The following is a 24387-nucleotide window of genomic DNA, read 5'->3' as shown; positions in this document are numbered from 1 at the left end:
ACCTCTCCGTTTGCATAATCGGACCGCCAGTCCGTATTCTAAGTGGACTCACAGTCCGAATCATAGAGGATGGAGAGCCCGCAATGATGACTGTCCCCATGGCACCTGCGGATGTGTACCGTCACAGCCTGCGCCTGTTGCTGGCCAAGGACATCGACGGCTGGGTAAGGCTGTGCGACGAGAACGTGGTCTTCGAGTTTCCCTTCGCCCCGCAAGGCTTTCCCACAAGGCTGGAGGGCCGGGCGTCCGTCGCCGACTACATGCGGGACTACCCCGAGCACGTCGACCTTCGAGAGATCCCCTTCCTGAAGATCCATCAGACCACCGATCAGGACACGATCGTGGCTGAGTGGCGCGGTGTCGGCCGCATCGTGGCCACCGACGCGCCCTACGACATGCCCTACGTCGCCGTGGTATCGGTCGGCGACGGCCTGATCACCCACTACCGCGACTACTGGAACCCGTCCGCCATCCCGGGCGCCTTGAACGATGCAACGTTCTTCCCCACCACGCGATAACGGAGACAGAGATGACTGACCGCACCACCTTGGTCACCGGGGCCACTGGCAATACCGGCAGCCGCATCGTGTCCCGACTCACCGCACTCGGCCGCCTGGTCACCGCAGCCAGTCGCCGCCCCGCCGCACGGGACGGTGTCAGGGCCGCGCGCTTCGACTGGTACGACTCGGCTACCCATGCTGACGCTCTGCACGACGCGGACCGGGTGTATCTGGTTCCTCCCATCGGCGAACCGCACCCGGCGGCCGTCATGCTGCCCTTCCTCCGGCAGGCCCGTGCGGCCGGCGTGGAGCGAGCGGTACTGCTCAGCTCCTCGGCCATCCCGGCAGGAGGGCCGGGCGTCGGCCAGGTGCACGCGGCGCTCGCCGATCTGTTCGGTCAGTGGGCGGTATTGCGGCCGTCCTGGTTCATGCAGAACTTCACCGACCAGCACGTGCACGCGGACAGCATCCGCGACGACGGCGTCATCATGTCCGCGACCGGTACGGGCCGGGTCGGCTTCGTCGACGCCGACGACATCGCGGCGGTCGCAGTCAGCGCTCTGACCGATGAGCCCGCACCCAATACCGAGCTGATCATCACCGGGCCGCAGGCGCTGAGTTACGAGGACGTCGCGGCCATCATCACCGAGGTCAGCGGCAGGCCCGTCTCCCACCGGCCGCTCACCTACGAGCAGATGCGCGACCATCTGGCCACCGACATGCCCGAGGAGTTCGCCGTGCTGCTGGCGGGCCTGGACCGCTCTATCTCCCAGGGGGCCGAAGACCGCATTACCGATACTGTCGAACGCGTCACGCGACGCCCGGCCCGCAGCTTTCGCGAGTACGCCGAGGACGTGATGCCGTAGACGGGGTCAGGTTCTTTCACCGTCTTCTTTCACCGTCCCGTCTCACCGCCGCGTACGGGAAGCCTCGTCATCACCGAATGTCTGCGCCGCACCGCCGACTGCGGATCCTTCCGGTGCGACGCCGGCAGGTGGCTCAGCGCCGCAGCCTTGAAAGGATGAGGACATGAGCGTAGCGCTGGAAGCTTCCCGGAGCACTGGCTCCCGAGTCCTGGTCCGGCGGTAACAGCCTTACCAGTGCTGGCCGTTGCTTCACGCGCACGGCGCCCCCCTGCGCTCGCGGGTCGTGGAACACGTCCCACCGGCCCAGTCCGCACCAAGGACGGCGAAGTCACGGTCCGGTTGGAACCTGCGCACTTTCCATGGTCTCCGCGTTCGACCTGCTGTTCGAGGTGATCACACTGCTCGTCAACCAAGAGGTCGACAGCACCGTTGCCGCCACGCACCATGCACCATGCACTTGGCATGCTCGGGGTGGTCCTTCTCGCCGCCACCGCCCGCTCCCACCGGCCCATCACCTGTGCCCGATGCGGTGGCGTGCACGATTCAACGGCCAGGCCGGAACCATCCCTGGCCCCCGCCGTGCAGAGCTCGCCGCCTACGCCGGAACCGTGGCATTCCTCCCGTACGCGGGGATGAAGCTGACCTGGGCGCTGGACGGGACCTTCGCCGGGACGAGCGGCGCGGAGATGCTCGCGATCTCCAAGCACAACGGAGCTTCCGGGCTGTGGCTCACCTTGCAATCCTGGGGCCTGGACGCTACCGCCCTGCTTGCCGCGCTCGGCGTGTTCCTGATCTTCGGGCTGGTCCGACCCTGGGGCCAAGTCTTTCCCCGTTGGACCTTCATTCTGCACGGCAGGAGAGTGCCACGCCGGCTGCCGCTCACCCCGGCACCCATCGGCGCTGCGACACTCGCACCGTACGGCTCGATCAGGGTCTGTTACACCGCCCTTGGCACGCCCGGCGTGGTGACTTTCCCACGCGGCGATTTCCCTTCCTCCGCGGACGCCCTGCTCATGAGCTGGATCGGCCTGGGCGCGTTCGCCGTCTACGGCGTCGCCCTGCTTGCCGCCACCCGCTCCTACTGGCTCCGAACCCGCCCCGCCTACAAGAGCAACCCGTTGATCTCATAGTCGCGCACACAACTCCTGGATGCCTGGAGCTCTCGCGACGGGCATCAACGCACAGTCCCATCCGCGGCGAGAAGGGAACCACCCGCGACAAACGTCCGGTCCGCCGCGACGCCTCGGCTTCGGGACCAGTGACCGCGTCTGCGGCGCGTGCGGCCTCAGCGATGCCGGCCGGCACGGGCAGCATTATCGCGTCGGTGAACACGCCGGTGCGGATCACCCCTGCACGTCCGGGAGTCCCGCTTCCAGCAGCGGGCTGCGGCAGCGGCGCGCGGGCCAGAGGCCTGTCTTTCGGATCAGGCCTGAACCGTCACCACAATCTTGCCCGTATGGGCGTTGGACTCCATGAGGCGGTGGGCGTCCGCGATGCGCTCCAGACCGTCGAAGGTCTCGGCAACCACCGGCGCCAGCGTCCCGCCGCTCAGTCCCGACCCGATGAAGGCGGAGGTGCGGCGACGGAAGGCCTCGGTACCGGCCAGAGCGCCGTTGTTGTAAGCGCGGACCGTCAACGGCCAGTTCATCGACAGCTCGATCGGGCGCGGGTCAAGGAACCCGTAGAGCACCGCCGTGCCGCCGGGCGCGAGAGCGTCGCCGAGCGCTGCGAAGCCGGGGCCGCCGATGGCGTCGAAGGCGACCTCGGCACCCCTGCCATTGGTGAGCCGCCTGACCTCCTTCACCAGGTCCTCGGAGTCCGTGGTGATGACATGAGCAGCGCCCAGGTCCAGGAGCTGCTGCCGCTTGGCCTCGCCGCGTGTGGCCACGATCGGTACGGCTCCGAGCCGTAGCGCAGTCTGGATCGCCGCCGTGCCGACCCCACTCGACCCGGCCGTGATCACCACATGGTCGCCGGCAGCCAGTTCGGCGGCCTCCACCAGGCCGCCGTACGCCGTGGAGTACGTCAGCCACACGGCGGCGGACTCCACCGCGCCCACCCCCTCCGGCCTGCGGACCACCGACTCCTGGGGCAGAACCACCCGCTCGGCGTACACCCCGTGGACGCCGAAGTCGAAGTTGGCAGCGGCCATCACCGGATCGCCGGGTGCGTACGCCGTCACGCCCTCGCCGACTGCCTCGACCACGCCTGCGGCCTCGTAGCCGAGCCGGGAGGCGGGGAGCGTCGGAGAGTAGTAGTACGCCCCCGTGCGAAACAGCGCCTCGGCCCGGTTGAGGCCGATCGCCTCCACCCGGAAGAGGACCTCACCGGGGCCGGGGCCGCCCAGCGGCACGTCCTCGACCTTCAGGACCTCAGGCCCCCCGAGCTCGTGGAAGAGAACTGCCTTGGTGGAAGAAGAAGTTGTCATGGGGACGACCGTATGCAGCCGACGCGAGACGATCCATGTCCACAGAGCTTCTCTTTCTGTCCCAACGTCTTGCACTACAGGAGTACGGTGCAGGTTCATGGACGTACTCAGCGATGCGATCGCGGCCATGCGGACCGGACGCCCCCACTCCTCCCGCACGGTCAAGTCGGCCCCCTGGGGCGTACGGTTCCCTGCCTCCGACGGCGCCGGATTCCACGTGGTCCTCCAAGGCACGGCCTGGCTGCTGCGCCCCGGGGCCGCCGATCCCGTCCGGCTCGGTCCCGGCGACGTCGTCTTTCTCGCCCACGGATACGGTCACGGGCTCGCCGACGCCCCCGACACCCCCCTCCAGGACGCCGAACTGGCGCCCGACGGGTCCTGGCCGGCACTGCCCGATCCTGGGCCGGCCTCCGGCGAGAGGACACTTCTGCTCTGCGGGGCCTACCAGTTGAGTCGCGCCCGGGCGCACCCCCTGCTCTCCGAACTGCCGCCGTTCGTCCACATCCCGGCACGCGTCGGGACGTACCCCCGGCTCCGCGCCGCCGTCGACCTGCTCGGCGCCGAACTCGCCGACCCCAGCCCCGGTTCCGACTCGATCGTGCCCGCCCTCCTCGACACTCTGCTGGTGTACCTGCTGCGCACCTGGTGGATCCAGGAGCGCCCGGAGAGAACAGGGGGAACAGGGACAATGTCGGAACAGAAGCGGATGGAGGGGCCCGGGGGCTGGGCGGGCGCCCTGCGCGACCCGGCCGTCACGGCCGCGCTACAGGCCATCCACCGCGAGCCGTCCCGCCCCTGGACGGTCGAGGAGCTCGGCGCCGAGGCCGGCCTGTCCCGGGCAGCCTTCGCCCGCCGCTTCACCACCCTGGTCGGCCAGCCGCCTCTGGCGTACCTGACCTGGTGGCGCATGACGACCGCGGGCCGCCTGCTCCGCGAGGCCGACACCCCGCTGCGCGCGGTGGCCGAACGCTCCGGCTACACCTCGGAGTTCTCGTTCGCCAAGGCCTTCAAGCGCGAGTACGGCATGCCCCCGGGCCAGTACCGCCGCCGAGTGTCGCGCACGGGCTAGTGTCCTGCGCCTGAAATCCTGGCGATACATTTCGCTGGTGAGTTGAGGCTGCCCTTCAATCGAACCGGATGTGCTTGGCTCCTGTCCAAGCCCGCCGCAGGTGTCCTTGCAGAGTGCCGTCCGTGTTCGGCTTGAGGGTCAAGCCGACGGAGGCAGCGATGTGATCAGCGACCTGCGGGACGGTGATCCGATCGGTCCACACGTGCTCCGCGAACTCCGGCATACGCAGACGCTCCAAGCACAGGTCGAGCTTCGACACAGCGAAGCTTTCCCGACGCAAGGGAGCGTCCTTTCCCGCGATGAGCTGCATGGCGTGACCGAAACCTCGCTCGCGGAGTCGTCTCAGAACGGTTCTTCGGTCGGCCAGCAGGGCGAAGTGCCGGACATCATGACCACGTGCCCGCAGTTGGCCAACGGTGTCTTGGAAGTAGCCCGGCTCCACGATCGTCATGGGCACGATCACGGTCCCGTCGTACTTGGTCAGGGCCAGATCCAGCACCTCGTAGACGGCCTGCCGCCAGGAATGGAGGTCCTGAAAGTCGCCACGCAAGGACGGAGGCAGCATCCGCTGCAGACCGAAACCAGCGTGCTCAGGATCGCAGATGACGCTACCCGGAAGCCGCCGCTGAATCTCGTATGCGGTCTGCGTCTTGCCGCCACCGAATGGCCCGTTGATCCACAGAAGCATGCACAGACACTACGCCAACTGCCGAGTGACATCCGGGCACTGCGTCCTACGCCGCCGTCCCAGGTTCGTGAGTTCCATAGACCTTCTCAAGGGCGACATGGTGTGGTCCCCACGCCTACGGGAGCCGCTACCCCGCCGGCTGCCGGACCTCGCACGCCGGTCGTGGGCGGAGCAGCGACAGCCGTCATGGCTCACGCCTTCATCCTCTGAACCGTGATAGCGAATCGCGGCACAGCGTCATCTGAACGGGGCGGCGACGTCCACCGCCACGTGGGCGACCATGACGAACCACCGGTCCTCGCTCCTGGCACAAGCCGCAGGTGATGGGCTTGAGTAGGTCCCGACCCTGCTACGGGGCCTGGCAACCGGACGGGTCCGGCAATCGCGGCGTGGTGGGCGAAGTGCGCGATCCCGTTGCGGGACTCAGTGGATGGGTGATGCCATCGACGCGGCTACTCGAACCGCGCGGTGTCGCCTGCCCCTCGGCGTACGATCTCGAGGTCGCCGCCGGAGAAGTCGATGACCGTGGTCGGCTCGGTGCCGCAGTCGCCCGAGTCGAGCACAACGTCCACCACGTGGTCGAGCCGTTCCTTGATCTCCCAGCCCTGTGTCATCGGCTCGTCCTCGTCGGGCAGGAGCAGGGTGCTGGAGAGCAGTGGCTCACCGAGTTCGGCGACCAGAGCCTGAGCAACGGCATGGTCGGGAATCCGGACTCCGACCGTCTTCTTCTTCGGGTGCAGCAGCTGGCGTGGCACCTCCTTCGTCGCGGGGAGGATGAAGGTGTAACTGCCGGGCGTCGCTGCCTTGATCGCGCGGAACACATCGTTGTCGACCTGCACGAACTGACCCAGCTGCGCGAAGTTCTGGCACACAAGGGTGAAGTGGTGACGATCGTCGAGGTTCCGGATCGACCGGATTCGGCCGATGCCGTCACGACTGCCCAGCTGGCATCCCAATGCGTAACAGGAGTCCGTGGGGTACGCGACGAGCGCGCCGGAGCGGATGCTGTCCGCCACACTGCTGATGGTGCGCCGCTGAGGATTCTCGGGATGCACGTCGAAATACTTCGCCATCCGCCGAGCCTACGTGATCAGGACATCCGCGCTCAGGTGACCAGGACAGCGGCTTGGTCAACCCGGACGACACCGCGGGAGCAGATCAGGACCGCGCTGCCGACCGGCCGCTTCGGCTGTTGGCCGGGGCGGCATCGACCGGACCACAGTGTGACCTGGGGTTCTTGGGTGTTCTCACGGTAAGCGGCTTCGGCAGGATCGTCCGTGGCCACCTGGCCGGTACGGCGCAGGAAGTGCAGGATGTGCAGGATGTGCAGGACATCATGGCGTTCAGCGTCCAGCACGGGATCCGCCCGCTGACCGAGATCGTGTCGCCGGACCAGACGGCCGAGGCCTACCAAGGGATGACGTCCGGCGCCGCCCCGTTCCGGATGGTGCTCACCCCCGCTGATGCTGCGCGTGCCGACTGATCATCCACCTGACTCAGACCGCGTGCTGGTACTCGTGGAAGGTCCGCGGTAGCCCACTGTTACCGCGTGGGTACCGCAGAGCGCTGCACCTCGGGTCTGGATGCCGCACCGGAACTGGCGGATCGCGCTCTTGCGGCCGCCGCTCCCCGGCAGGGTGTACGCCGTCTCGGGTGCCAGTGGGTCTTCGGCGGAGTGCCGGGTCCACCCTCGGCCTGACCAGGAACGGCTCCGGCCGGGCGACAGCACCGAGGCGGCGTCGCCCACGGTCGTGGCCTGCGGCGTCACGGCGGCGCCCCCATGCCCGGGTGGCTCCGACCCGTACGTCTTAGTATGAAATGCAGACATAAAGATGCCTATAACCGCCACAGCAGAGGGAGGATCCGTGACTGCTGAGGCTCACAGGGCGGAAGAAGTCCCCGGTGTGGCGCGCGGCCCCGGGAGCGCCGGGACTCCCCGGTATCTGCCGGTCTCCGAGCACGGGCTGATCGGGGATCTGCGCAGCGCCGCTCTCGTGGGCACGAACGGCACGATCGACTGGTACTGCTGCGGCCGCTTCGACGCACCCAGCGTTTTCGCCTCGATTCTCGACGCCGAAAAGGTGCCTCTATGGTTTTCGTCAAGCCGTAGCCGCTGTGGGTGGTTGGTAGAAGGTGCCGTCTCGGAGCATGGCGAAGAGGACGTCGATGCGTCGTCGGGCGAGCGCGATGAGGGCGGCGATGTGGTGCTTCCCCTCCCTGCGTTTGCGGTCGTAGTAGGCGCGTGACTCGGGCTGGGAGAGTGAGGCGAACGCGGCGAGGTAGAAGGCTCTCTTGAGCTGTTTGTTGCCTCGCCGGGAGGGGTGTTCGCCGCGGATGGAGGAGCCGGAGTTCCGGGTCACGGGAGCGAGGCCGGCGTAGGCAGCGAGATGGCCGGCGGTGGCGAAGCCGCTGCCGTCTCCGACGTCGACGAGGATGCGGGCCGCGGTCCTGATCCCGATGCCGGGCATCGAGATCAGGACCTGGGAAAGAGGGTGGGCCTCCAGGAGTTCCTCGATCCTCGCGGCGAGGAGTTTGCGCTGGTCAAGAACGGACTGGAGCGAACTCGCAAGGCTGGGGACGATCAGCGCGGCAGCCTCGGTGCCCGGAACGACGACGGTCTGTTCGTCGAGTGCGGTGAAGACGTCCTCGACCAGCCGCTCCGCCATCCGCGGCGCTTTGGGACGTATCAAGGTCACGAGGCGACGGCGTCCGGCTTTGCGGATCTGGGCGGGTGAGCCGAACTGGTCGAGCAGTCTGAGCACGGCCGGGTGCTGGATGCGCGGGCCCAGGACCCGTTCGAGCGACGGGTGGATCTGGGTGAGGAGGCCGCGGAGCCGGTTGGCGATCCGGGTGGACTCGCCCGCGAGATCGTCGTCGAACCCGGCGATCATCGCGAGTTCGGCGACGGTCTCGTCGGCGGGATCGATGGTCCTCAGGGTGTGGGGCATCGCTCTGGCGGCGTCCGCGATGATGAACGCGTCGCGGGCATCGGTCTTGGCCTCACCGGGGTAAAGATCGGCGATCCGTCGCATTGTGAGACCGGGCAGGTAGGCGACCTGGCAGCCCGTGTCCCGCGCGACCGCCAGCGGCAGGGCCCCGATGGAAGCCGGCTGGTCGACGACCACCAGCACCGTGCCGTGCTTGGCCCGGAGCTTGTCGAACAGCTCCCGCAGTTTCGGCTCACTGTTGGGCAGCGGCTTGTCGAACACCTTCTTCCCCGCCCGGCTCACGGCGGTGGCGTGGTGATCGCCCTTGCCGACGTCCAGGCCCAGATAGACGTCGATGCCAGTCTCGTCCGTCATGCCCTTCGCTCCCGTGCTCGCGTCCTCCCCGGCCTCACCTGCGGCATCAGCGTGCCGGCATCCACGTTACGAAGAGACTGCCCAAGGGGCGCTCGTGCCTCTAATCAGCGGTCTGCCAATGCCTCCGGCACCCGGCGACACCACCTTTTCGATCATGTCGACTGGGGGCGCAAGTCATACCGGGGCCGAAGGCCGGGAGCCTCATTGCGAGGCCACGAAGAAGGTAACGGGGGTTGCTTCGAGCTCGCCCCGGACGTGCCGGCCGCCACGAAGCAGTTCTACTTCCCCGACACCAATGTGCTCATCACCCGCTTCTTCGCGGACGACGGGGTGGGCGAGATCCAGGACTTCATGCCGATCGTCGACGACTCGCGCGAGACCGACCGGCACCGGCTGATCCGCAGGGTGGTCTGCGTCCGCGGATCACTGCCCTTCCGCGCCTATGTATCACCCCGCTTCGGCTACGGGGCCGAGCCGCACACCGTCCGTAGCGAGCACGGCTGCCCGGTCTTCGAGTCGGCCTCGTTGACCTTGGCGCTGACGTCCAGCGTGCCGGTCGAGATCGACGGCCGGGACGCGTGGTCACTGTTCAAGCTGCACGAAGGTGAGAGCGCAGTCTTCGCGCTCGACCAGGTCGGGGGCGAGGTGGCCCCGCGGGGCTGTGCCGTCGCCGAGGCGGAGGAGTTGTTCGAGGCCACCGTGCGGTACTGGCGGCGCTGGCTGTCCAGGTCGCGCTACCGCGGCCGCTGGCGCGAGATGGTGCACCGCTCCGCGCTGACGCTCAAACTGCTCACCTACGCGCCGACCGGCGCCATCGTGGCCGCACCGACAACGAGCCTGCCCGAGCAGATCGGCGGCGAACGGAACTGGGACTACCGGTACGTCTGGATCCGCGACGCGGCTTTCGGCGTCTACGCGCTGCTTCGGCTGGGCTTCACCGACGAAGCCCAGGCCTTCATGCGCTTCCTGATCGAGCACGCCTACCTCTCGGACCCCGGCACTGGGCCACTGCAGATCATGTACGGCATCGACGGCCGCCGCGACCTGCCCGAGCGTGAACTGCCCCACCTCGAGGGCCATCGGGGCTCCGCCCCCGTGCGCGTCGGCAACGACGCCGTCGGCCAGCTGCAACTGGACATCTACGGCGCGCTCATCGACTCGATCTACCTCTACGACAAGTGGGGAGAGCCGATCTCCAGCACGCACTGGGACACCGTCTGCGATCTGGTCGACTGGGTCTGCGAGAACTGGGACCAGCCCGACGAGGGCGTCTGGGAGACCCGCGGCGGGCGCAAGAGCTTCCTCTACTCGCGGCTGATGTGCTGGGTGGCGATCGAACGGGCCATGCGGATGGCGCAGCACCGGGGTTTGCCGGCCGACATGGTGCGCTGGGCCCGGGAGCGCGACACCATCTACCGCCAGATCATGCGGCGTGGTTGGTCGGCCGAACGGAATGCGTTCGTCCAGCATCTTGACGATGACGTCCTCGATGCCTCCGTCCTGATGATGCCGCTGGCCAAGTTCATCTCTCCGACCGACCCGAAATGGCTCTCCACACTGGACGCGCTGGGCGAGGAGCTGGTCTCCGACTCCCTGGTCTACCGCTACGACCCGCAGGCCAGCCCGGACGGACTGCGGGGCGAGGAGGGCACGTTCTCGATCTGCTCCTTCTGGTACGTCGAGGCACTCAGCCGCGCCGGGCGCCGGGAAGACGCCCAGCTGGCCTTCGAGAAGATGCTCACCTACGCCAATCACCTCGGCCTGTACGCGGAGGAGATCGGTCGTACAGGCCAGCAGGAGGGCAATTTCCCGCAGGCGTTCACGCATCTGGCACTGATCAGCGCGGCCTTCAACCTCGACCGGGCGCTGGGCTGAACGGCGCCCCCGGGCCGCGGCGCCCGGAAAGGTGGGTGCGGCAGACACGTCGGGCTGTACGCCGGCTGTGCCGCCCGGAGACCTCGCGGTCGGCGGGGAGACGCCCATCCATCCAGGGCCGGCGTCGTCACCGGCCTCGCGCGGTCCACCCACGGACACCGGACCGGCCGAACTGCCAGAAGTCGTCGAGCGCCATGGCCTCTGGGGCAGCCGTCATGTCCGTGGTCATGCTGTCACCTGGCACAGAGGCGTCTCGCCCTCCGGCTCCCCTCGCCCGGGGACCCACGCGCGAGGGAGCCGGCACCAGATCTCAGCCACAGAACCACGCCGGCGCCACAGCGCAGGATGAGCAGTTGGCGCAGTAAGAGCTGGGCCTGTCCTTCGCCGCTTCCCGCCGAACGCCACGCATCTCGGCCGTCCGACGTGACGCAAGAGCCCCTCGACGTCCGCCCGGCGCGAAAATTTCAACGAACCTCAGTTCCTGCTGAACAGAACAGTCCTGGCTTCCGTATCTCTCTCGACCACGGGCATGAAGTCCCCGGGATGCGACGACAACCAGAGAAGGCCGGACTCATGAGGTACAGACAGAGACGTAGGCGGTCCAGACTGATCGCCATGACGGTCGCCTGCGTGGCAGCAACGGCCGTCGGGGGCGGGGCTCTCCTGATGACGGACAACAACGCCTCGGCTAGCCGGGAATCTGCGCCCCGGCAGGCGACCGCACAGGGGGCGATGACCATCAACTGCCCCGACATCTCCGTGCGTTTGTCGAACGTACCGCAGCCGGCGCGGCCCACTGTGGACAACGAACTCGCGCAGTTGGACAGCCAGGTGGCAGATGCCTATGGGCAGCTCGCCACGGGCAGCGCGCAAGCCGACTCCAACTGGGTGCGCACACGAGTGCTGGACCCGCTCTCGTCCCAGCGTCGCCGCACACTGGACCGTATCGCCGCTGAGATCGACAGGGTCTCGAGCCGGCCCGAGGGGTTGGGCTCGCTGGCTTCGTGCACGGTCAAGCGGGACGCCACGACCGCCGCGGCCGCCGCTCCCGCGGCCGGTTCCGGCACTGCAGCCCCGAGCGCCCCTGCTCCTGGCGCCTCCGTTCCGCCGGCCGCAGGCGGTCAGGCGCAGGCCGGTCCCCAACGGTCGGACTTCGTGGACATCCGCAACGTGCGGCCGAATGTCGCCAAGCCCCGCGTGCAGGGCAACGCCTCCCGCGGCACCTTCACGTCGCGCTGTGGACGCAACGAGAACAAGCACTTCAACCCGGACAACGTGATCGTCGCCCCCGGCGTGAGCAACGGCGCCCATCACATGCACGACTACGTCGGCAACCTCGAGACCGACGCTTTCTCCACCAATGACGACCTCGCCGCTGCCGGGACGACGTGCACCAACGGCGACCGCTCCACCCACTACTGGCCGGTCCTGCGACTGCGCAACGGAAAGAACGAGGCCGACGCCAACCTCCCCGGCGGAGGGCAGGACGGCAACGTCGGACGGATTCTCCAGCCCGCTTCGGTGCAGCTCACCTTCCGGGGCAGCCCCGTCAGCAAGGTGACGGCGATGCCCAAGTTCCTCCGCATCATCACCGGCGACGCCAAGGCGTTCACCAACGGGACGGCCAACGCCAATGCCTCCTGGAGCTGTACCGGCTTCGAGAACCGACAGCTGAAGGACAAGTACCCGCTGTGCCCCAGGGGCAGCAAGGTGGTGCGTACGTTCGCGTTCCAGAGCTGCTGGGACGGCACCAACGCCGACAGTGCGAACCACCGCACACATGTGGCCTTCGCCCGCCCCAACGGCGCGTGTCCCCAGGGATTCCGGGCCATACCCCAGCTGGTCCAGCGGATCACTTACCAGATTTCGCCCGGCTCAGTGTTTGCCGTCGACAGCTTTCCCGAGCAGTTGCACAAGCCTCTGACAGACCACAGTGACTTCATCAACGTGATGTCCTCGTCGCAGACGAGGAATGCAGTGAACTGCATCAACACCGGCCGTAGGTGCGGCTAGCGCCGGACCCGGACCCGGCACTGGATGACGACCATGCCTCTGCCGGGTCCACCGCAGCGCGGACGCGCGGCACAGCCTTGCAAGTCCGTGTCTGACCGCGACTGGGGCCGCCGCCTCAGCGGTGCGGAAACCGTTTGAGCGTGCGGGCCCGGCCGTGTTATCACTACGAGGTTCGTAAGCTGATCATGAAAAGCGCAAGGGGCGGGTGGGCAGGGTGCTGGGAGATCTGGTGAAACTGCGGGCGATGGGCCCCGCGGACGCCGAGGCGCTGTGGCGCTGGAACCACGACCCCGAGGTCATGCGCTGGATGGACGACACGTATGCCCAGCCGGTGGAGCAGGTCCGCAAGTGGTTGGAGGAGCGCCCCCGCAACACGTACGGCAACCTGCTCCTCGGCGTCGAAGCGCTCGCCGACGGTACGCTCATCGGCCTCGTCGCGCTGCACGACGCCGACCCGGAGAAGGGTATCGCGGAGCTCGACATCTATCTGGGCGAGAAGGCGTACTGGGGCCGCGGCTACGCCACCGACGCAATGCGGACGATCTGCCGTTACGGCTTCGAGGACATGCGCCTCCACAAGATCACGCTGACAGTGGTCACCGAGAACCATGCGGCTCACAAGGTCTACGAGAAGGTCGGCTTCGTCGACGAGGGCCGCCTGCGCCAGGTCTTCCGCCGCGAGGGCAAGTGGTACGACATGTTCACGATGGGACTGCTGGCCGGCGAGCTCCGCTGAGGCGTGCTCCGAAGGTGCTGTCCAGTCCGGTGGGCTGCTCGGGGAAGCCTCGGGCCCGCCCCCGGCACACGACTGCTCGCGACCGGGTCACGCACAGGTGGCAGAGCCAAGAGCCCTGCCAACACGCCCCGGGCCGGAGCCGCCGCGAAAAGTGATTGCTCAGCCGGAGGTCATCGCCGAGAATCTGTCGATGACGCCGCTGACCTCACACCCGAAGGCCAACTTCTCGATCAAGCCGGTCCTGACGGGCGAGAAGGTGCTCCTGCGCCCTTTCACCGCCGACGATGTGCCGACGATGACCGAGATCTTGGAAGACTTCGAAGTGCGGAAGTTCACCGGGTCCATGGACGCCACGTTCGACGAGCAACATCTACGCTCCTGGTACTCAAGCCGCCATGACCAGGCTGACCGGATCGACCTGGCCGTCGTCGATCGAGTGACCGGCGAACTGGTGGGTGAGGTCGTCCTCAACGAGTGGGACGAGCCCAATCGGAGCTGCAACTTTCGCACTCTGATCGGCCCGAAAGGCCGCGGCCGCGGCTGTGGCACTGAGGCTGCCCAACTGACTGTCGACTATGGCTTCGAGCAACTCGGTCTCCACCGCATCTCCCTCCATATTTTCACCTTCAACCCCCGGGCCCACCGTGTTTACGAGAAGGTCGGGTTCGTCGCCGAGGGCACTGAGCGCGAAACGCTGCTGCACGAAGGCGAGTGGGTCGACTCCATCCGGATGTCCTTTCTGGACCGAGAATGGGCTGCGCGCCGCGGCCGTCCGCACGTGGGTGTGTGAAGGTCGGCTCTGGCGTCAGAGGGGTCTACGGCTCGTCGACTCGTGAATGAGTGGGTTGAGCGAGTTGACGAGCCCGGTATCTCACCGCCGTCCGGCGGCCTCGCCCGCCGGTCAGCGTCAGCCCCCCCTCGGCACCACACACGCGCGTTGTCGATGTACAGGCGCAACGCACCGTCGACGGGGCACCTCAGGCCGACGGACAGCCACCGCCCGTCGACGACCCGGCCGGCCGGTTCCTGCGCCCTCTCGGGCTGCGGAGGCCGCTGCCCTCAGCCTTCGCCGCGATGACCTGCTCGGCGCCCTCGCAGTAGTGGTCGGTGACCTCGACAAGCGCGTCCTCCGAGCAAACACTGCTTCCAGGGGAATCCGAGAGCCATGAAGTACGTCACAGCCGCACGAATGGAACTCAGAAGGCACATCGCATCAAAATCGGGCAAAACAATGGCAGAATTCGATAGGCGATGGGCATATTTGCCGGAAATCGACCTCCCCGGCAGGTGATCACCAGGGCGGAACTCTGCCTTCCGCATCCCTTCACGCACGATGCGGTCGCTGGTATGTGTGAGTGCACCCCGTCGGCACCACCGGAAGTCGCCCCATGGATCACGACGTCGCCCCCGACCTCATCCCCTTCTCGATCGACCTCACCTTCGAAGAAGCCCGACGACGCGCCGAGGTCGTCGCCGCACTCGGGCCGGACTGGGACCCGGTGGCCGCCCTGCGCAGCGAGGACGAGGCCCACACACTGCTCTACTCCGGGCTCGACGCCGACCAGCAACGCACGTACGACGTGCTCGTGAGGGCCGGCATACTTCCCGGAGGGGACGCAGGCCATGCGGCTGCCCATTGATCCGCAGGCGGACATTGCCCGCCGTGCGTGGGTGCCCTGCCCCGGCTGCGACGACGCACGGGACTGCGCCACGTGCGCCGACATGCGCAACTGCCGTGAACACTGGCGCTATCTGATCTCCAACAAGGGCACCCTCGTCCACCTCCAGTGCCCCCGCTGCACCCACATGTGGTCGCTCGAGACCCGGCGCCGCGCGGGCCCCTCCGGAGACACGCCTTCCTGCTGACTGCTCTCTGCGTCGGCATGAATCGTCATGGTGCCCGGTCTCCTGGTCAGGCACGCCGGGCAGCGCTTGGGCCTCCTGAATACCGGCTGGCACTCGGTCAGGCCGCGCGGTGCGCGGCCAGTCGGAGCAGCACAGCCGCATCCGGCGCCAGGGACGGCTGGCGGCAGAGACGGCCGGCGGCAGGTGAGTACGCTCCCCCGGTGTTCGGACACCACATCACGCACGCCTGGCGGAGCCGGCCGGGCCGACGGTGCCGTACCGCCGGCGGCGGCGGGGATGTGATCCCGGGCCGGGCGGGGTCAACCAGAGCGCTGGGCGATGAGCAGGCCCAAGCCGTCGAGGATGCGTTGCAGGCCGAACTCCAGTGCCTGCCCCTGCCCGCCGTGCTGGATCGACGAGGCCACTGCGGCAGCGATGGCGGGGTAGTGCTCGCCGTGCGCCTGCATCAGCTCCCCGAGAATGACCATGAACTGCTCTTCGGGGTCGCCCGACGGATCCGCTGCGCGGGCCTGCTGGGCGATCCCCCGCACGTGGCCGGCGACCAGGACGACCGCGTCCATCCGCTCGGCGCCGGACAGACCGGTGCCGTCCAGTGCGGCGACGGCCTGCTCCATCCAGGCAAGCTCCCTGGGGCCCATGACCCTCGGGCCGACGGTTGCGTCCAGCAGCCATGGGTGCCGGTGGAAGACGGTGGCCAGTTGGTGGGCCCAGTCGCCGAGTTGTTCTCGCCAGCCGCAGGGTGACCCCTTCGGCGGCGGGGCCTCGCCGATCGCACTCTCCACCATCAACGCAACCAGCTCGGCCTTGCCGGGCACGTACCGGTAGATGGCCATCTTGGTGACGCCGAGCAGCCCAGTGACCCGCTGCATGGACACGGCAGCCAGCCCCTCCGCGTCGGCGATCTCGGCACCGGCCCGCGCGATGCGATCCAGGCTGAGCGCCGGCCTGGGGCCCCGCGAGGGCTGTGGGTGCGGGCCCCAGAGCAACCGCACGCTCGCACTCCAGTCGGCACACATCTCTCCACTCCTCACCTCAACGGTCTTGCCAGTCCCCGAAACTGTGTCTACCGTACACATCAATAATCAGTGTCCATTGGACACAGTTGTCCGAGGAGTGGTTCATGAGCAAGAACGTCCTCATCTCCGGTGCGAGCATCGCCGGTCCGGCTCTGGCCTACTGGCTGGGGCGGTACGGGTTCGAGCCCACGGTGGTAGAGCTGGCGCCGGCTCTGCGCGGCGGCGGGCAGGCAGTCGACTTCCGCGGCGAGACGCACCTGACCGTCCTGGAACGCATGGGCGTACTCGGGCGGTTGCGCGGGATCCAGACCGGTGGCAGCCCGATTCGCTTTGTCGACGCACACGACCGACAACTGCTGCACCTGCCGGCCGACTTCGCGGGCGGCGACGTGGAGGTGCTCCGCGGCGACCTGGCGCAGGCGCTCTACGAGCACAGCCTCCCGCACACCGAGTACCTCTTCGGCGATTCCATCACGAGCCTCACCGAGACAGCCACAGGCGTACAGGTGAGCTTCCGGCACAGCGCTCCCCGCGAGTTCGACCTCGTGATCGGTGCGGACGGGCTGCACTCCAACGTACGTCGGCTCGCCTTCGGGCCCGAGGAGACGTTCGTCCGCCATCTCGGCTACTACGCCGCCACCTGGCAGTTGCCCAACTATCTGGGGCTCGGACGCGGCTCGGTCGGCTACAACGCACCGGGCCGGCTCGCCAGCGTCGGCGGCGACCACCGGGACGCGACGAAGGCCGGCGCCTTCTTCGTCTTCGCCGCCCCCCGGCTCTCGTACGACCGCCACGACCCGGAGCAGCAGAAGGCATCGATCGCCCAGGCGTTCGCCGGGCTGGGCTGGGAGGTGCCACGACTCCTCGACTCCCTGCGGAACGCTCCGGAGATGTACTTCGACTCGATCAGCCGGGCGGACCTGGACACCTGGTCCAAGGGGCGGATCGGCCTCGTCGGGGACGCCGCCTGTGGCGCGACCATCGGCGGCATGGGCACAGGAACCGGCGTGGTGGCCGCCTACGTGCTGGCCGGTGAACTCGCACTGGCCAACGGCGACCACCGTACGGCCTTCACTCGATACGAGAACAGGCTTCGCAGCTACGCCCTGGGCTGCCAGAAGGGCGGCGACCGCACAGGAAAATTCCTCGCCCCCGCCACGGCGACCGGTCTCCGTATCCGCAACAGTCTGCTCAGCAGGCAGTCCCTCCTGAACTGGATGCTCAAGAAAGGACAGGAGGTCAGCACCATCGCCCTCCCCGACTACCGGGCCGAGCTCGGACAGCTCAGCAGATGACCGGAAAGGCCATCCACCGGGGATCGGGCAGGCCGGGCCGGCACCGCCCGTAAACGGCGGTGACGCGCCATCGTTCCCGAAGGACCGGCACATCCGATGGGGACATCGACAGTGACGGTACGGGCCGCAACCTGATGGCGGGCGAACCGACGGCGCCGCCGGGCGGGGATGCCCCGGCTGCGCCTCTCTGCCACCCATGCATTTCTTCATGGGTGGTTCATGACAATCGCAACTGTTGAATGCCCTGGCGGCGTGAAAACGTCTCAACGACACCGGCCGAGGGAGTGCGATGAACAAGGGGTACGCCGTCTTCTGCGACGCGAACCGGCAGTTCTACGACGCTCCGCACCGGTCGTACGAGGAAGGCAGTGGTTCCGCCGCTCTCTACGAGACCGTGCGGCGCGAGCTCCCGGCCGGCTGGCAGCGCCACCGGTCGGGCGACTGGCTGGCGTTCCGACCGCTCGACAGTGCACTGCCCAGTCAGGGATGGAAGATCCATATATCCGCCTGCCTGGACAACGCAGAGAAGGTGCTCGCCCAGGTCTGGGACTACTGCGTCCCTCGATCCATCGCCTTCAAGTGCATGCCGAGCCGGTATCTGCTGCACACCCGCAACGCCAAGTACGCCGACCGCGCCGCCAGCGGGAAGTTCCTCACCATCTACCCCGCCGACGACGATCAGTGCCGCACCATCGCCGAAGACCTGGACGGTCTGCTCGGAGGCGAGCCCGGCCCGTACATCCTCACCGACTTACGCTGGGGCGCGGGACCGGTCCATGTGCGCTACGGCAGCTTCACGGAACGGCACTGTTACGACGACCGGGGCGAGCTGTGCCCCGCGGTCGAAGACAACCATGGACGACTTGTTCCCGACCGCAGGGACCCGACGTTCCACGTCCCCGAATGGGTCACCCTCCCCGCCTTCCTCGAACCGCATCTGGCCGCCCGCTCTGCCACGACGCTCACCGACATCCCGTACCGGTTCGAGCGCGCGCTGCATTTCTCCAACGGCGGCGGCGTGTTCGTCGGACGGGACCTGCGTACCGATGAGCAGGTGGTCCTGAAGGAGGCCCGGCCACACGCCGGCCTGGCCGCGGACGAAGCCGACGCGGTGACCCGGCTGGAGCGGGAGAGAGACGCACTGCAGCGGCTGTCCGGGCTCGGCTGCACACCCGAGGTGCGCGACTGGTTCACCCTGGGCGACCACTCCTTCCTCGTACTGGAATTCATCGAGGGCCGTCCGCTCAACAGCTTCTTCGCACACCGGCACCCGCTGATCGAAGCGGATCCCAGCGCGGAGCGGCTCGCCGAGTACACCCAGTGGGCGATGCGGGTGCACCGCCTGGTGGAGGACGCCGTATCGGCGATCCATGCGCGGGGCGTGGCTTTCAACGACCTGCACCTTTTCAACATCATGCTGTCCGAGGACGAACGCTCGGTGGTGCTGCTGGACTTCGAGGCAGCCGCGGTCGACGACGTGAACCGTCGTCAGGTGATCGCCAATCCGGGGTTCGTCGCACCTGCCGACCGCAGGGGCTTCGACGTCGACCGGTACGCCCTGGCGTGCCTGCGGCTGGCCTTGTTCCTGCCCCTCACCAGTCTGTTCGCCATCGACCGGGCGAAAGCCGCGCATCTGGCGGAGATCGCCGCCGAGCAGTTCCCGGTGCCGCGCGATTTCCTGCAGGAAGCCGTCGACGAGATCCTGCGCGGTCACCGTACGGACATACCGGAGCGTCGGATCCAAGGGGCGGCGAACCCCTACTTACCCGTGGAGCCGGCCGACTGGCCGCGCAGCCGCGACTCCATGGCCCGGGCGATCCTGGCCTCCGCCTCTCCGGAGCGGCAGGATCGTTTCTTTCCCGGAGACATAGCCCAGTTCGGTACGGTCGGCGGCGCATGCTTCGCCTACGGAGCGGCCGGCGTCCTCTACGCGCTGGCCGAGACCGGCGCCGAACCGGCTCCGGAAGCGGAACAGTGGCTGCTGAGGGCCGCGAGAACCCCTGCCTCCGGCAGCCCACTCGGCTTCTACGACGGCCTGTCGGGCATCGCCTGGGTCCTGGACCGGCTCGGACACCGCGAACGCGCCCTGGACCTCGTCGACACGATCACCTCCCAGAGCTGGGAGGACATCGCCCCCGACCTGCACAGCGGACTGGCCGGACTCGGCCTGGCCCTCGATTCCCTGGCCACCTCCACGGGCGAGAGCGCGCTGCGCGACAAGGCGCTCCAATGCGCCCGGCTCACGGCCGACAAGGCCGGCGCTCCCCCGTCCGGGCCAGTCGGCGCCCGGGCCCCGCGTGCCGGACTCCTCCACGGAGCCACCGGAACGGCGCTGCTCCACCTGCGCCTGTACGAGGCGACCGGCGACGACGCCCTGCTGGACCTGGCCGCCGACGCACTACGCCGCGACCTGGCCCGTTGTGTACGAGGCGTGGGAGGAGCCCTCCAGGTCAATGAGGGCTGGCGGACCATGCCCTACCTGGGCGCCGGCAGCGTCGGCATCGGCATGGTGCTCGACGACTACCTCGTCCACCGCGCCGACGAGGAGTTCGAGAAGGCCAGGGGCGAAATCGTGCAGGCGGCGCAGGCCAAGTTCTATGCCCAGCCCGGCCTGTTCCGCGGCGCTGCGGGCATGGTGCTGCACCTGAGCCGCACCACGACCGGAGGCCCGGGCACCCACGCCGCCGATCTGCACCGTCAGATCGACTCGCTCTCGTGGGGCGCGGTCCCCTACCAGGGGCATCTCGCCTTCGCCGGCGAGCAGATGATGCGCCTGTCCATGGACCTCAGTACCGGCACAGCCGGCTGCCTGCTCGCGCTGGGCAGCGCGCTGCACGACCAGCCCGTGCATCTGCCCTTCCTCCCGCCGCCACCGCGGCCCTGAAGCCGGTCCCCCTGCACGGGGGGACCTGAGCAAGATCCGTCCCCAATAGGAGAGGAACACCACCATGACACTTCTCGACCTGCAGACGATGGAGATCCCCGAGTCCGAGGACACCGGCGAGCTCGCGACCGGCGGCAGCCGTGCGAGCCTGCTGCTCTGCGGTAACAGCAGCCTGAGCGTCACCACCTGTAACTGACGCGTGGTCACCACGGGACTTCGGCTCTGTGGTGACACGCGCGCAGCGGTCCCGGGCGAGCAACTTCGCCCGGGACCGCGGCGTGACCGGCCCGCATCTCACCGACGGAGGCGAGGACTGCACCCCCATGGCCCCCACGCCCCGGCCCGCCCCGCCCCGCAACCCAGCCGAACTCGCGCCCCTCGCCGGTGCTTCCGGCGTCCTGCTCGGTGCGGCACGGCACAGTGCGAGCCGCACATTCGCCCTCTTCCTGTTCAGCACGGCATCTGCCGCCGCGGCCGTCGCACTGCCCGCCGCTCTCGGGCACACGCTCGACCTGCTGCTCGAAGATGCCGCGGGGGTACAACGGGCCGTCGTGCTGTGCGCCGTGCTTGTCGCCGCCGAAGTCCTCTTCGACGCCTTGGAGGCACTGGCCGGCGGTGCGATCAGCGCCCGCAGTACCGCCTGGCTGCGCCGCTGCGGAGCCGACCACCTGCTCTCCCTCGCGCCGCACCGCGCCGCCGACCGCTTCACCCCGGGCGACCTGGTGACCCGGCTGACCGGCAACGCCGCAGAGGCGGGCACCGCGCCCACCACGGCGGCCATCGGCCTGGCCTCACTCCTCGTCCCGGTCGGCGGTCTGGTCTGCCTGGCACTCATCGACGTTTGGCTGGCCGTTGTCTTCCTCGCGGGGATCCCCCTGCTGGCCCTGCTGCTGCGGGCCTTCGCCCGCGGGTCCTCCGACAGCATCTCCCAGTACCAGCGCGTGCAGGCGGACATCGCCGGCCGCCTCCTCGAGGCCCTCGGCGGTGCCCGTACCGTCGCCGCAGCGGGGACCGCCGAGCGCGAACTCGCCCGCGTACTGGCTCCGCTCTCCGAACTGGGCGCCCAGGGGCGGCGCATGTGGCAGGTCTACGGACGCGCGTCGGTGGGCAGCGGGATTCTGGTGCCCCTGCTGACCACGGCCGTCCTGGCTGTCGGCGGGGTGCGACTGGTGAGTGGAAGCCTTTCCGTGGGAGACCTGCTGGCGGCCTCCCGCTATGCCGCCCTCGCCGCCGGCCTGGGTGCGGTGGTCGGACAGCTCAACTCCCTCCTGCGCAGCCGCGCCGCGGCCCGTCGCCTTGGCGAAGTGCTCACCCTTCCCGCCGTACGCCACGGGACGCGCCCACTGCCCGCCGACGGTCCCGGGCGCGTCGAGCTGCTGTCGGTCAGCGTCAGCCGCGGCGGCGCTCCGGTGCTGCGCGGAGTCGATCTCGTCGTGCCCGAGGGCATGACGATGGCCGTCGTGGGGCGCTCCGGCTCGGGCAAGTCCACTCTCGCTGCCGTCGCCGGGCGGCTGGCCGACCCCGACAGCGGGCTGGTGCTGCTGGACGGCGTACCGCTGACCGAGGCCGATCCGTCGGAGCTGCGCCGGGAGGTCGGCTACGCCTTCGAACGGCCGGTCCTGTTCGGTGAAACGGTCGGCGCAGCCATCGGATTCGGACCGTACACGCCCACCGTCGGTGAGATCGGGGCGGCGGCCCGGGCGGCAGGGGCAGACACCTTCGTCCAGCTCCTGCCCGGCGGGTACGCGACGCCGCTCGCCGACGCCCCCCTGTCTGGCGGGGAACTGCAACGCCTCGGGCTGGCACGGGCGTTCGCCCACGCCGGCCGATTGCTGATCCTGGACGACGCCACCTCAAGCCTGGACAGCGTCACCGAACTCCACGTCGGCCGGGCACTCGTACGCGACGTCCGGAAGGGTACCCGGCTGCTGATCGCCCACCGCGTTTCCTCAGCGGCACGTGCCGACCTGGTCGCATGGGTCGAGGACGGCCGCGTCCGCCGCGTGGGCCCGCACGAACGCCTGTGGGAAGAGCCCGACTACCGGGCCGTGTTCGCAGCTACGGGTCAGGACACGGAGGGGAGCTGATGACGACGACGCGCTCACAGCTCCTGCCTCAGGCCCTGCGCTTCCTCGGCCACCGCAAACGCGTACTGCTGAAGCTGGGTGGCTGGTCCCTGCTGGAATCGGCCCACACCTTTCTCGGCGGTTACGGCGTGGCGATGGCGCTGGACCGCGGTTTTCTCGCCGGCCGTACCGGCACCGGCCTGGCGTGGCTGGCGGTGGCCGCGCTGGCCGTCGTCATCGGCGGCCTGGCCACCGGCGGTGTCTTCCGAGGACTCGCCGACCTTGTCGAACCACTGCGGGACGGTCTGGTCCGCCGGGTGGTGAGACGGTCTCTGGACCAGGCGTTGGCCGAACCGGCGCAGGCCGCTGACAGCTCGGTGGTCTCCCGGCTGACCAACCAGACGGAGATCGCACGGGACAGTTTCGCGGGGCTGGTGCTCGTGGCGCGGTCCTTCGTCTTCACCGCGGTCGGGGCACTTGTCGGTCTCGCGGCGCTCGCTCCTGCTCTGCTGGTCGTCGTGGTCCCACCGCTGCTCACGGGGCTGCTGCTCTTTCTGGCCACGCTGGCACCGATGGCTGCCCGACAACGCGACTTCCTCCGTGCCGACGAAGCTCTGTCCGCGCAGTTCGGCTCGATGGCGCAGGGCCTGCGCGATGTGGTGGCCTGCGGCGCAGGCGCACCCATGGCGGCGCAGACGCACGCGCTGATCGAGCAGGAGGCCCGGGCGGCACGGTCCCTGGCCCGGTGGGCGGGTGCCCGCTCCCTGTCACTCGGCGTCGCCGGACACCTTCCGGTGGTCCTGCTGCTGGTCGCCGCCCCCTGGCTGCTGCGTCACGGCGTCACGGCGGGCGCTCTGCTCGGCGCGCTGACGTTTCTGACCCAGGCACTGCTGCCTGCTCTGCACAACCTGATGAACGCACTGGGCGCGGCCGGCACCCGACTGCTCGTGGTCCTCGGCCGACTGTCCCCCGGGCCGGACCCCGGCCCGGCCGCCCCGGAGCCCGGGGGCACCCCCGAGCAGCCGGGGCACGCTCCGCGACGCCCCGGCGTACCGCGGGTCGAACTGCGTGGAGTGACGTTCGCCTACGGCCCTGGGGCGCAGCCCGTGCTGCGCGGGCTCGACCTGACGATCGAGCCCGGCGAGCACCTCACCGTGGTGGGACCCAGCGGCATCGGCAAGTCCACGCTGACCTGTCTGCTCGCCGGCCTGCTCGAACCGGACAAGGGTGAGGTACGGCTCCACGACCGGCCGGCGCATGCGCAAGCCGGTCGTGGAGCCGACCTCTCCCGGCTGCGCGTGCTCATCCCGCAGCAGGCCTACGTCTTCACCGGCAGCCTCTACCAGAACCTGCTCTACCTCTGCCCGGACGGAGCGTCGCGGTCAGCGGTGGATGCCGCGTCGGAAGCGGTCGGCCTCGGCCCCCTGGTGCACAGGCTCGGCGGGATCGACGCGCACGTCGATCCCGCGACCCTGTCGCAGGGCGAAAGACAGCTCATCGCGCTCGGCCGGTCGTATCTCTCCCCCGCGCCGCTCGTCATCCTGGACGAGGCCACCTGCCACCTCGATCCGGCGGCCGAGGCCCGGGCCGAACGGGCCTTCGCGCAGCGGCCCGGAACGCTGATCGTGGTTGCCCACCGGATCAGTTCGGCCCTGCGTGCCGATCGGATACTGGTGCTCGACGGCCTCAACGCCGCGTGTGGGGGCCATCAGGAGCTGCTCGACCACTCGCCGCTCTACCGCGACCTGGTCGGACGCTGGCACGCGGAGCGAAACTGAGCCGG

At 68.8% G+C, this 24387-nt stretch carries 21 protein-coding genes and 1 pseudogene; 17 read left to right on the top strand and 5 right to left on the bottom strand.

What is annotated here, in order from left to right; genetic code table 11:
- Positions 1 to 86 precede the first annotated feature (86 nt).
- From OG883_RS15635 to OG883_RS15625, 3 genes are all read left to right on the top strand, one after another.
- Positions 87 to 518 carry a nuclear transport factor 2 family protein gene (locus OG883_RS15635; protein ID WP_266541577.1) on the top strand — a complete coding sequence of 144 codons (432 nt, stop codon included), beginning with the start codon at positions 87 to 89 and terminating at the stop codon, positions 516 to 518.
- An 11-nt stretch (positions 519 to 529) separates the two neighbouring features.
- A complete protein-coding gene (locus tag OG883_RS15630; protein ID WP_266540473.1) occupies positions 530 to 1366 on the top strand; it encodes an NAD(P)H-binding protein in 837 nt (278 codons plus the stop codon).
- A 608-nt stretch (positions 1367 to 1974) separates the two neighbouring features.
- The gene (locus OG883_RS15625) at positions 1975 to 2496 is read left to right on the top strand and encodes a hypothetical protein (RefSeq protein ID WP_266540471.1); all 522 of its coding nucleotides are present in this window, start codon (positions 1975 to 1977) and stop codon (positions 2494 to 2496) included.
- Positions 2497 to 2789: 293 nt separating this feature from the next.
- Here OG883_RS15625 and OG883_RS15620 read toward each other — a convergent pair whose 3' ends face one another.
- Positions 2790 to 3794, bottom strand: coding sequence for a zinc-dependent alcohol dehydrogenase family protein (locus OG883_RS15620; protein ID WP_266540469.1), 1005 nt, complete (start codon positions 3792 to 3794; stop codon positions 2790 to 2792).
- Positions 3795 to 3891: 97 nt separating this feature from the next.
- On the opposite strand from OG883_RS15620, the gene OG883_RS15615 reads away from it, so the two are divergent.
- Positions 3892 to 4863, top strand: a complete 972-nt coding sequence (locus OG883_RS15615; RefSeq protein WP_266540467.1) for an AraC family transcriptional regulator — start codon at positions 3892 to 3894, stop codon at positions 4861 to 4863.
- Positions 4864 to 4918: 55 nt separating this feature from the next.
- Here the strand turns inward: OG883_RS15615 and OG883_RS15610 are convergent, their stop codons facing one another.
- A complete protein-coding gene (locus OG883_RS15610) occupies positions 4919 to 5551 on the bottom strand; it encodes an AAA family ATPase (protein ID WP_266540465.1) in 633 nt (210 codons plus the stop codon).
- A 452-nt stretch (positions 5552 to 6003) separates the two neighbouring features.
- Positions 6004 to 6624 (bottom strand): L-threonylcarbamoyladenylate synthase, encoded by a 621-nt coding sequence (locus tag OG883_RS15605; protein WP_266540464.1) that lies wholly within the window; start codon positions 6622 to 6624, stop codon positions 6004 to 6006.
- A 53-nt stretch (positions 6625 to 6677) separates the two neighbouring features.
- On the opposite strand from OG883_RS15605, the gene OG883_RS46765 reads away from it, so the two are divergent.
- The gene (locus OG883_RS46765) at positions 6678 to 7034 is read left to right on the top strand and encodes a hypothetical protein (protein ID WP_323180907.1); all 357 of its coding nucleotides are present in this window, start codon (positions 6678 to 6680) and stop codon (positions 7032 to 7034) included.
- A 349-nt stretch (positions 7035 to 7383) separates the two neighbouring features.
- A pseudogene (locus OG883_RS15595) lies at positions 7384 to 7620 on the top strand (hypothetical protein); the annotation flags it as partial.
- Positions 7621 to 7650: 30 nt separating this feature from the next.
- Here the strand turns inward: OG883_RS15595 and OG883_RS15590 are convergent.
- Positions 7651 to 8853 (bottom strand): IS110 family transposase, encoded by a 1203-nt coding sequence (locus OG883_RS15590; protein WP_266537911.1) that lies wholly within the window; start codon positions 8851 to 8853, stop codon positions 7651 to 7653.
- A gap of 204 nt (positions 8854 to 9057) precedes the next feature.
- Between OG883_RS15590 and OG883_RS15585 the strand changes: the two genes are divergently transcribed.
- From OG883_RS15585 to OG883_RS15560, 6 genes are all read left to right on the top strand, one after another.
- A complete protein-coding gene (locus OG883_RS15585; RefSeq protein ID WP_266540462.1) occupies positions 9058 to 10728 on the top strand; it encodes a glycoside hydrolase family 15 protein in 1671 nt (556 codons plus the stop codon).
- A 615-nt stretch (positions 10729 to 11343) separates the two neighbouring features.
- Complete coding sequence (locus tag OG883_RS15580; RefSeq protein ID WP_266540460.1) at positions 11344 to 12741, top strand: DUF1996 domain-containing protein; 1398 nt, start codon at positions 11344 to 11346, stop codon at positions 12739 to 12741.
- Positions 12742 to 12946: 205 nt separating this feature from the next.
- Positions 12947 to 13477, top strand: coding sequence for a GNAT family N-acetyltransferase (locus OG883_RS15575; RefSeq protein ID WP_266540458.1), 531 nt, complete (start codon positions 12947 to 12949; stop codon positions 13475 to 13477).
- Between the two features lie 190 nt (positions 13478 to 13667).
- Positions 13668 to 14267: a GNAT family N-acetyltransferase gene (locus OG883_RS15570; protein ID WP_266541574.1), complete on the top strand. Its 600-nt coding sequence runs from the start codon at positions 13668 to 13670 to the stop codon at positions 14265 to 14267.
- Between the two features lie 598 nt (positions 14268 to 14865).
- On the top strand, positions 14866 to 15117 hold the full coding sequence (locus tag OG883_RS15565) for a DUF6400 family protein (RefSeq protein WP_266540456.1): 252 nt from the start codon (positions 14866 to 14868) through the stop codon (positions 15115 to 15117).
- Positions 15101 to 15343: a hypothetical protein gene (locus OG883_RS15560; RefSeq protein ID WP_266540454.1), complete on the top strand. Its 243-nt coding sequence runs from the start codon at positions 15101 to 15103 to the stop codon at positions 15341 to 15343. The genes OG883_RS15565 and OG883_RS15560 overlap by 17 nt, the downstream gene beginning before the upstream one ends.
- 299 nt (positions 15344 to 15642) lie before the next feature.
- Here OG883_RS15560 and OG883_RS15555 read toward each other — a convergent pair whose 3' ends face one another.
- Entirely contained in the window at positions 15643 to 16359 is a 717-nt protein-coding gene (locus OG883_RS15555; RefSeq protein ID WP_266540452.1) for a TetR/AcrR family transcriptional regulator, read from the bottom strand.
- Between the two features lie 104 nt (positions 16360 to 16463).
- On the opposite strand from OG883_RS15555, the gene OG883_RS15550 reads away from it, so the two are divergent.
- The 5 genes from OG883_RS15550 to OG883_RS15530 all read left to right on the top strand — a co-directional run bounded on the left by OG883_RS15550 (position 16464) and on the right by OG883_RS15530 (position 24382).
- Positions 16464 to 17654, top strand: coding sequence for an FAD-dependent monooxygenase (locus OG883_RS15550; protein WP_266540450.1), 1191 nt, complete (start codon positions 16464 to 16466; stop codon positions 17652 to 17654).
- Between the two features lie 289 nt (positions 17655 to 17943).
- On the top strand, positions 17944 to 20538 hold the full coding sequence (lanKC, locus tag OG883_RS15545) for a class III lanthionine synthetase LanKC (protein WP_266540448.1): 2595 nt from the start codon (positions 17944 to 17946) through the stop codon (positions 20536 to 20538).
- Positions 20539 to 20602: 64 nt separating this feature from the next.
- Positions 20603 to 20734, top strand: a complete 132-nt coding sequence (locus OG883_RS15540) for a SapB/AmfS family lanthipeptide (RefSeq protein WP_266540446.1) — start codon at positions 20603 to 20605, stop codon at positions 20732 to 20734.
- Positions 20735 to 20861: 127 nt separating this feature from the next.
- The gene (locus OG883_RS15535; protein ID WP_266541571.1) at positions 20862 to 22625 is read left to right on the top strand and encodes an ABC transporter ATP-binding protein; all 1764 of its coding nucleotides are present in this window, start codon (positions 20862 to 20864) and stop codon (positions 22623 to 22625) included.
- A complete protein-coding gene (locus OG883_RS15530) occupies positions 22625 to 24382 on the top strand; it encodes an ABC transporter ATP-binding protein (RefSeq protein ID WP_266540444.1) in 1758 nt (585 codons plus the stop codon). The genes OG883_RS15535 and OG883_RS15530 overlap by 1 nt, the downstream gene beginning before the upstream one ends.
- Positions 24383 to 24387 lie beyond the last annotated feature (5 nt).

It is taken from the genome of Streptomyces sp. NBC_01142, assembly GCF_026341125.1.
In the GTDB taxonomy this organism is placed as follows: Bacteria; Actinomycetota; Actinomycetes; order Streptomycetales; family Streptomycetaceae; genus Streptomyces.
The sequence above is the reverse complement of the archived record's forward strand: the minus strand, read 5'-3'. Positions and strand labels throughout refer to the sequence as shown.